This window comes from Serratia sp. HNCC26DJ206 (genome assembly GCF_057180605.1).
This window is the reverse complement of the sequence record NZ_JBXUGP010000005.1, coordinates 173,725-182,580: the sequence shown is the minus strand read 5'-3', so window position 1 is coordinate 182,580 and position 8,856 is coordinate 173,725. Positions and strand designations below refer to the sequence as shown.

General features: G+C 57.6%; 1 protein-coding gene. It reads right to left on the bottom strand.

Annotation, left to right across the window (positions count from 1 at the left end; translation table 11 throughout):
- Positions 1-112: 112 nt before the first annotated feature.
- The gene (locus AC2A1E_RS05375) at positions 113-8,683 is read right to left on the bottom strand and encodes a GH36-type glycosyl hydrolase domain-containing protein (RefSeq protein WP_484382896.1); all 8,571 of its coding nucleotides are present in this window, start codon (positions 8,681-8,683) and stop codon (positions 113-115) included.
- Between the last annotated feature and the right edge of the window lie 173 nt (positions 8,684-8,856).

Below are 8,856 nucleotides of genomic sequence, written 5' to 3'. Positions count from 1 at the left end.
AAAGCCAACAGTCAAATCAATCCCCATTAAGTATTTGAGCCACCATTGCTTACCCACCGACCACGGAATTTGCATGCGTAAGCAAACCCCGTAGCCAGTTGTTCACTCCCGCTTAAACAAACACCTCAACCCGGTGGTCCATGCCGTCATCCCCGATCGGGATCCGGTCATCCGCCAGCACATTGCCATCCAGCACCACCCGGTATTGCTCCTCGCTGCGCCGTACGGTGATGTGATAGCGGCTGCTGCCTTGCTGATAGCTCAGCAAGACTTCAGGCCAACTGGCCGGGAGCCGGGTGTGGAGGGTGATAAATTCGCCGTGGCGCTCCAACCCCAGCAGGGATTCGGTAATCAAGCGGTAGGTCCAGCCCGCAGAACCGGTATACCAGCTCCAACCGCCGCGCCCGGCGTGCGGGTCTACCGCGTAAATATCCGCACACATCACATAAGGCTCGACTTTGTAACGCGCCGCCGCCTCACTGTTCAACGCATGATTGATCGGGTTAATCATTGCCATCAGTTGCCATGCGCGTTCCACTTCGCCCATCTCGGCAAATGCCATCACTGCCCAAATGGCTCCGTGGGTATATTGGCCGCCGTTTTCCCGCACGCCGGGCAGGTAGCCGCGAATATAGCCGGGGTTCGGGCCGTTGCCGTCGAACGGTGGCATCAGCAGCTTGATGATCCCTGCATCGGTATCAACCAACTGCCGGTCCAACTGCTGCATGGCCTGTTGGCTGCGCTCGGTATCGCCAGCGTCGGAAAGTATCGACCAGCTTTGGGCGATCGCATCAATCTGGCACTCATTGGCGGTGTGGGAACCCAAGGGTTCACCATTGTCGAAATAACCCCGGCGATACCATTCGCCATCCCAACCATGGTCGTGCAGATTCTGCTTGAGCGTGGCGGCTTGTTCCCGACACAACGCCTCGGTCTCGGCATCATCACGCTGCTGTGCCAACGTGGCATAGCTTTGTAACACGCTGTAGAAGAAGAAGCCGAGCCAGACGCTCTCACCACGCCCCTCCAGCCCCACCAGGTTCATGCCATCATTCCAGTCGCCGCAGCCGATTAACGGTAAACCATGTTCGCCAAACGCCAGGCCGTTTTTGATCGCCCGAACGCCGTGCTGCCACAGGGTTTCTTCAACGGAACTGAGCGAAGGATGCTCATAGCTGGACTCCTCGCCTGGGTTGAGCCTGCGCGCCTCAAGGTAGCCGACCTTCTGTTCGAGGATAGAGGCATCGCCGGTCACCTTAACGTAGTGGCAGATCGCCAATGGCAACCACAGATAATCATCCGAGCAGCGGGTGCGCACGCCGTTGCCCTGCGGCGGATGCCACCAGTGCTGCACGTCGCCCTCGACGAACTGGCGTGAAGCGCACAGCAGGATCTGCTCGCGCATTCTTTCCGGCGCGGAATGCGTCAGGGCCAGGCTGTCCTGCAACTGATCGCGGAAGCCATAGGCACCGCCAGACTGATAATACCCGCTGCGTGCCAGCATTCGGCAGGCCAACGTCTGATACATCAGCCAGCCGTTGGTCAGCAGATTCAGCGCCGGATCCGGCGTGGTGATCTGGATTTTATCCAGCATCTGGTGCCAATGATGGTGAATGCGGCTCAGCTCAGCGTTAGCTGCGTCTTCATTGAGGAACTGGCGTATCAGGGCTTCCGCTTCTTGCGCGTTCTGGCCGATGCCTAAGGCGAACACAAAGGTACGCTGATCGCCGTCAATCAGGGTAGTGGCAGACTGCACCGCGCCGCATGGATCGAATCCGGCACCGGTTTTGTTGGATAATCGCAGGAGTTCCAGCGCCGCCGGAGCGGCCGGTGAACCGTTGCGCCCGAGGAATTCACCCCGGTCGCCACTGATGGCGCAGTGAGCACCGCTCACGGCAAAGAACGCAGTGCGCTCGGATCCGTTGCTGCCATAATAATTGTTGGCCAGCACGCCGCAGCCGTTAGCCACTCTGGCGGCAGAGGTGACCACATGGCGGGAAGAGGTTGAGCGCAGGTTGCCGAGCACCCATTCCACATAGCCGGTCACCAACAGTTTGCGGGTGCGGCCAGAGTTATTGCTCAGCGTGAGGGTAAACAGCTTCACCGCTGCATGTTCCGCCACCGTTACCGTCAGCTCGCTGTCAATGCCGGTTTCCTGATGCTCAAAAACGCTATAGCCAAAGCCGTGGCGCGTGAGGTAGCTACCTTGCCCGCGCACCGGCAGGGCCATTGGCGACCACAGGTAGCCGCTCTCTTCATCGCGCAAATAGAACGCCTCGCCAGAGCTGTCGCACACTGGATCGTTTTCCCACAGCGTCAGGCGATACTCATGGGCGTTTTCATACCAGGTATAGGCTTGGCCGCTTTCAGAAAGCACCGTGCCAAAGCTGGCATTGGCTATCACGTTAGACCAAGGGGCAGGGGTGTTTTTACCTTCTTCCAGCAGGATCTGGTATTCACGGCCATCGGTTGAGAAGCCGCCCAAGCCGTTAAAGAATGCCAGATGCTCGGTAGCAAAGTGCCGCAGCGGTTGCAGATTGCGCGGTAAGTTAACCTTCGGGATCAGCGGCTGTTGAATCGACAGGGTGGCTTGCATCCGCAGCGTAATCTGTTCCAGTAACCCACCGCTCTGATCGTCGAGCACAATGTGCGCCACGCTCAGCAGCAGGGTGCGATCTTCCGGCGAGACCTGCTCGCCGTTGCGGATAAAGATCCCGCCGGATTTATCGCGCTGGCTGTTTTGCGCATCTTCAGCGATCAGATCGACGATCTGATTGTGCAGGTCTTGGCGGTAACCGCCCATGCTGTCGTTAAGGATCACCAGATCGGCGCGTAGCCCTTTTAAACGCCAGTAATTATGGGCGCGGATCAGCGTGGTCACAATGCCGATGTTCTGCTCGTCGGTGACGGTGAGCAGCACAATCGGCAGGTCGCCAGAAATGGAGTGCCCCCACAGGCCAGCTTGCCCGCGCCGGTTCTGCATAATCACCCGCGATTCAGCACGCAGCTCATGGGAAGGGAACAGCACGGCACCGGCCAGGCGGTTAAACAGGCTGGCATCATCTTCGTTGGCATTGAGTTGGCGTAAAACCACTTGGCTGTGAGATCTCACCATTTCAAACACCCGGTCAGCCAGATGGCTGTCGCGGTATTTTTCCATCAACGCCAGGGTGGTCGGGCGATCTTGGCTGACGCCATAAATAGCATCAATAATCACCGGCACCCCCGGTTCCAGCCGGATACGCTGGCGGATGGCGATCGCTGGATCCAGCACCGGGCCACAGGTGTTGCTCAGCGCGCCACCCTTTTTCAGCGCCTGCGGGTCGGCTGGCGTGTGGCCACGGCCAATAAATTTCGAACGATCGGTTTCAAACGAGGTTTCCCGCTGGATGTCGCCGTGGATCACCATCATATGCAGCAGCCACGGGCAGGATTCATTGGCTTCTCGCGGGCGGCGATGGCACAAAATCGCTTCATGTTGCGGCAACAGTTCGGTCTGTATAAACAGATTATTGAACGCCGGATGGGCCAACTCGTTAGCGGCAGGCGCCAACACCACTTCGGCATAGGTGGTGATTTCAATCGTTCGGGCATGGCGTCCGCGATGGGTGAGCGTCATGCGGCGCAGCTCAACGTTGTCCTCTGGCGAGACCACGATTTTAGTCTGCACGCTGAGGGTGCCTTCCGTGCGGGTGAATTCGGCACCCGCATCGGTAAACAGCGCATGGTAATGTTCGGGGACCGTGCCCACCGGCTGCCAGGTGGTGCTCCACATCTCGCCGGTTTTCGGGTCGCTCAGGTAGCAGAAGGTACCGCGGTTATCGCGGGTGGTATCTTCACGCCAACGGGTCAGCGCGATATCTTTCCAGCGGCTGTAACCGCCACCGGCCTGCGTCACCATCAGGTGATAATGCGTATTGGAAAGCAGCTGAACTTCAGGGATCGGGCTGCCTACGTCGTTGAATTCACGGGTTTGGTAGTCGACGGATTTCAGGCGGCCTTCATAAGATTCGAACTGGCGGCGCGGGCTGTAAAGCTCAACGGCATCCGGCACCCGTTCCTGTAGCAGTAAGCGGGCGGATTGGAATGAAGGGTTAGCGGCAAAGCGATCGACCATTGGCGCATCGAGCAACAGGTGAGACAGCGCGAGAAAGCCCATTCCCTGGTGGTGTGCCATATAGGATTGCACGATGGCATAAACCTGGCCGCGCGCCAGCCTGGAGGCGGTGTAATCCAGCGCCTCATAAAACCCGAACTGGCCTTTAGCGCCGTTTTTCTCCAGCACCCGCAGGTTAGTGTAAGCCTGTTGAGGCGCGACGATCAGCGCCATCAGCGCGGCATAAGGGGCAATGACGATATCGTCACCCAGCCCACGGCGCAGCCCCAATCCCGGTACGCCAAACGCGTGATATTGGTAGTTTTGCTGCGGATCAAACGAGAAATAGCCGGATTCTGAAATGCCCCACGGCACGCCACATTGTTTACCCCAGTCAATCTGACGATCGACCGCCGACTGGCACATGCGTGTCAACAGCGTGTCCGGGTAGGCGGGCATCACCAACTGCGGCATCAGATATTCAAACATCGAACCGCTCCACGACATCAGCGCGGGCTGTTTGTCGATCACGGTGAACAGCCGGCCCAGAGCAAACCAGCTTTTCATCGGCAACTGATTGGCGGCAATGGCAAAGAAGTTGGTCAGGCGAATTTCCGAGGGCAGCAGATCGTATTTGCCGCTGTCCATTTTGGTGATATCGCAGTTATAGCCGACGCTAAGCTGCCTGCTGGCCTTGTGATACAGAAACTGGAAATCCATGATCGCATGATTATTCAGCCGTTCTTCCAGTTCCGCCATAATCGCCAGACGTTGACGGGCTTCCCCAATGGCTGACTGCATGCTGGCCAACTGTTCCGGGCCGATCGCGGGCTGTTGATCGGCCAGCGCCAGCCACAGGGTGGAGGGCAGGGTAGCCAATTCGTTATCGGGGACGATCCAGCCCAGCAGCAGCGACCATTCATGGCACATCAGGTCCAGCTGTTTATCCAGCTTTTCCAGCCAGTCGATTAGCACGCTGTCTTTAGCGTCCGCCAGATTTGGCAAACCGGCAGCCAACGTCATCATCGCGTTCAGTTGGGCAAACAGTTGATTGAGCGGCAGCGATGTGAGGTCGTTCAGGTTTTTACGTACCTGCCGGAGTAAACCCGGTGCGGCTTGGCCCCAGCGATCTTCGATCAGGCATAAGGTATCGTTAAGCCCGGCAATCAGGCGGGGAATATCCAGGATCGGCTGATGTTTTAATCCGCTGATGCCAGAGCTGAGCGTCAGCAGGTGCCCGGCCAGATTGCCGCTGTCGACGCTGGAAATATAGCGCGGGGTTAACGGCGCCAGCGTGCGGGTGTCGTACCAGTTATACAAGTGGCCACGGTAGTGCTCCATCTTGTCCAACGTATCCAGCGTCAGGGAAATGCGCTGCAACACTTCGCCCTGCGGAATATAGCCAAAGTCCCAGGCGGTGAGGTTAGCCAGCAGCGACAGGCCGATATTGGTGGGCGAAGTCCGATGGGCAATGGTCGGTACCGGGATCTCTTGATAGTTATCCGGCGGCAGCCAGTTTTCCCGTTGATTGGCAAAGGTTTCAAAAAACGACCAGATTTCCCGGCTGGTCTGGCGCAGAAAACGGCGCTGCCGATCGTTGATCGTCACCGAAGGACGTACCGGTTGCTGGCTGAGCCAACTGAGCAGGCGCGGCGTGATAAACCACAGCAGGCCGAGCGCCAGGGCAACCGGCAGCAGGGCAGGGTTGAACACTGCGCTCAGCAAGGCCAGTAAAATGCCTGCGACCGGGTTCAGCCACATGGCTCGATAGAAATTGATCGGTTGCGCAGAAACCCCGGATTGGCTCTGAGCAAAACGGGTCCACTCATGCAGATTACGCTTGCTGATGGCCAGCCGCCAGAGCGTCACGGCAATCGCCCGCAGGGTATAGCCGCTTTCATGCGGTAGCGTGGCCAAGTGCAGGCCAATATGCGCTAAGCGTTTTAGCGTGCCGTTCAGCACAATGCTCACGTGTTGCAGCAGCGGGCGGCGGCGCGGTTTGCCGATCAACCCCTGCAACAGCATTAGCAGGGTTGGCAGCAGCAACATGATGGCGAATGCCAGCAGCCAGAACAGCGGATTCGGCGCGATGGTCAAGCTGTAAAACAGCATCATCAACAGGCTGGGGGCGACCAGGCTGCGGCGCAGGTTATCCCCCAGTTTCCAGCGCGACAGCACGCTGAGCGGGTTGGCAATGGGGCTATTGTCAGCCTGACGCACCCGCAGGCGTAGCCAGTTCAGCAGTTGCCAGTCACCGCGGATCCAGCGGGTGCGCCTGGCAACGTCCACCAGATAGTTGGCCGGATACTGCTCATAAAGCAGCACGTCACTCAGCAGGCCGGAACGGGCATAGCAGCCTTCCAGCAAGTCGTGGCTGAGCACCAGGTTTTCCGGGCAGACGCCTTCGGTGGTGCAGATAAACATATCGACGTCATAGATCCCCTTACCGACGAAGGAGCCTTCTTTGAACAGATCCTGATAGAGATCGGAAGACATCAGGGAATAGGGATCATTACCGGCAACGCTGCTGGACATCGCCGCATAGCGGCTCTGCCCATAACGTGGGATCTCTTCCGCCAGGCGCGGCTGCAAAATGCTATAGCCACTGACCACCCGCTTGCTTTGCGGGTCATACACCGGGGTGTTAAGCGGGTGCGCCATGGTGGCCACCAGTTGATGCGCGGCTTCGCGCGGCAGCACGGTATCCGCATCCAGCGTAATCACATACTTAACGTTGCTCAGCACTTCAGGGTGGTTGCCCTCCACGGTGGAGAACTGCTGTTGCTGATCGCGTAGCCACTGGTTCAGCGCCGCCAGCTTGCCGCGCTTACGTTCATAGCCCATCCACTGCCCTTGCTGTTGATTCCATTCGCGCTCGCGGTGCAGCAAAAAGAATGAGGTGCCAAGGTTGGCCGGGTAGCGGCGGTTAAGCTGGGCGATCTGGTGAACCGCATAGGCCAGCAAATCGGCATCTTCAGGCTGGGTTTGTGCGGGCGCATCGGGGAAGTCGGTTAGCAGCGCGAAATGCAGGTGTTGCATCACGTTACCCAGATAGCACACCTCCAGGCTGTTAATCAGCTCATCGATACCCGCTCGGCTGCCCAACATGCTGGGCATCACGATCAGCGAACGAAACTGGGGCGGGATCTCGCAGGAGAAATCCATGCGCGGCAAAGGCTTCGGTGTTTTAAGCCGGTTGACAATCTCACTCAGCAGATTGATAGCAAACTGGCTGACCACGATCGCCGTTGGGATGGCCAGCAGCCACAGTAATGGTGGAGTATCGCTGCGGTAACTCTCAGAGAGAATATAGAGGCTACCCACCGCCGTGAGCAGGCCCAAGCCGCCTAGCCAGGATAACAGTGACACCTTTTTCAGCATCAGGCGCAGCCGGGCTAACGGTGAACGGCGAATGGCGAGGCTCTGCTCCAGATCATCCCGGCCTTTATCTACCAGATAGTAACCCACGTGGCGCATACAGCCTTGATCTGCCGCATTTTGCGCCAGCGATAGCACCTGTTTGGCGACCTCGGTTTCACTGTGCGCACACTGGCGAGCCAGCGTTTCGATAATATGCCGGTAATGGTCGCGGGTATCGAAATGCATCTTGCCGTAAATCTGCGCCGGATCCTGGTTCAGGGTTTGTTCCACCTGGCTCATGGTTTCGGCAAATTCGGCCCAGTTCATATCGCTCAACTGGCGCAGGCTGGAGATACTGTTGCTGACCGAAAGCTGGCTGTTGGCCAACTGTTGGTTAAAGTTGAGGATGATCTGATCGCTGGTTAACCCGACTTCCGATAGCCGTTGTTCCACCCAGGTCAGCGGCAGGGCCAGCATCTTGCCGTGGCCTTTCAGGCAGCGCACCAGTTCGGCGACGAAAGCGCTGGCACGGGGCGGGTTGGAGCTGGCCATTTCGGCGATAACGATGATCAGGTTGGCCGGATCGTTCTCGGCGCTGTCGAGCATTTTATTCACCCAGCGCGTGGCCAGGTTGCGTTCCTGTTGGGTTTCCGCCACTTCAAGGCTGACGCGCCGCAGGTTTTCAATCAGCGCCAGGCGCAGCATGCCTGGCAACGCCCACAATTCGCCCAGCGTCAGAATCGAGACTTTCTGATAGGCGGCGATATAGCGGGTCAGGCTGGCGGTGTCCCAGCGGCCATCGCCGTGAGCGATGGCTTCGGTGGCAATATCATAAATACGCGGGCAGTTATGGGGCGCAGAGAGCTGCGGCAGCCCCTTACCAAAGTTCTTCGGCAGATGGTGGCGCACCAGCCGGATCTGTTCTTCTACCAGATAAAAGTTGTCCAGCAACCACTCACCCGCCGGGGCAATGCTGATTTTGCTGCCGGTGCTCAGAATATGGCAGCTCTGGGTTAATACCGCTTCGTTGTCATCCAGACGTTTTAATAAAAAGTAGGGCGTTTTTTTGCTGGCTAGCTTATGCGAACGTGCCAGCTTTTGGCCGTAACGCTCCATTTGATCGATGGAAAATAGCTCAGTATTGATCGCTGCTTCGTCACGGCGTTCTTTTGGCGCAAGGGGCAGTTTGGGCTTATGACTAAACCAACGCATAAATTTTTTTTTCACTCATACACTCCGTAGCGTAACAGACACCGAGAGGCAGTCGCTGAAACGGGGAAAATGGTGCAAAAATAGTGAAGTGGGAAGCGTGGAGAACTTCACAGAAGGGTGGGAATTTTGGCAAGGTATGCTGCGACTATAGCAAGATTTATCGTTGCAGAGTTAATTATTAGCTAATG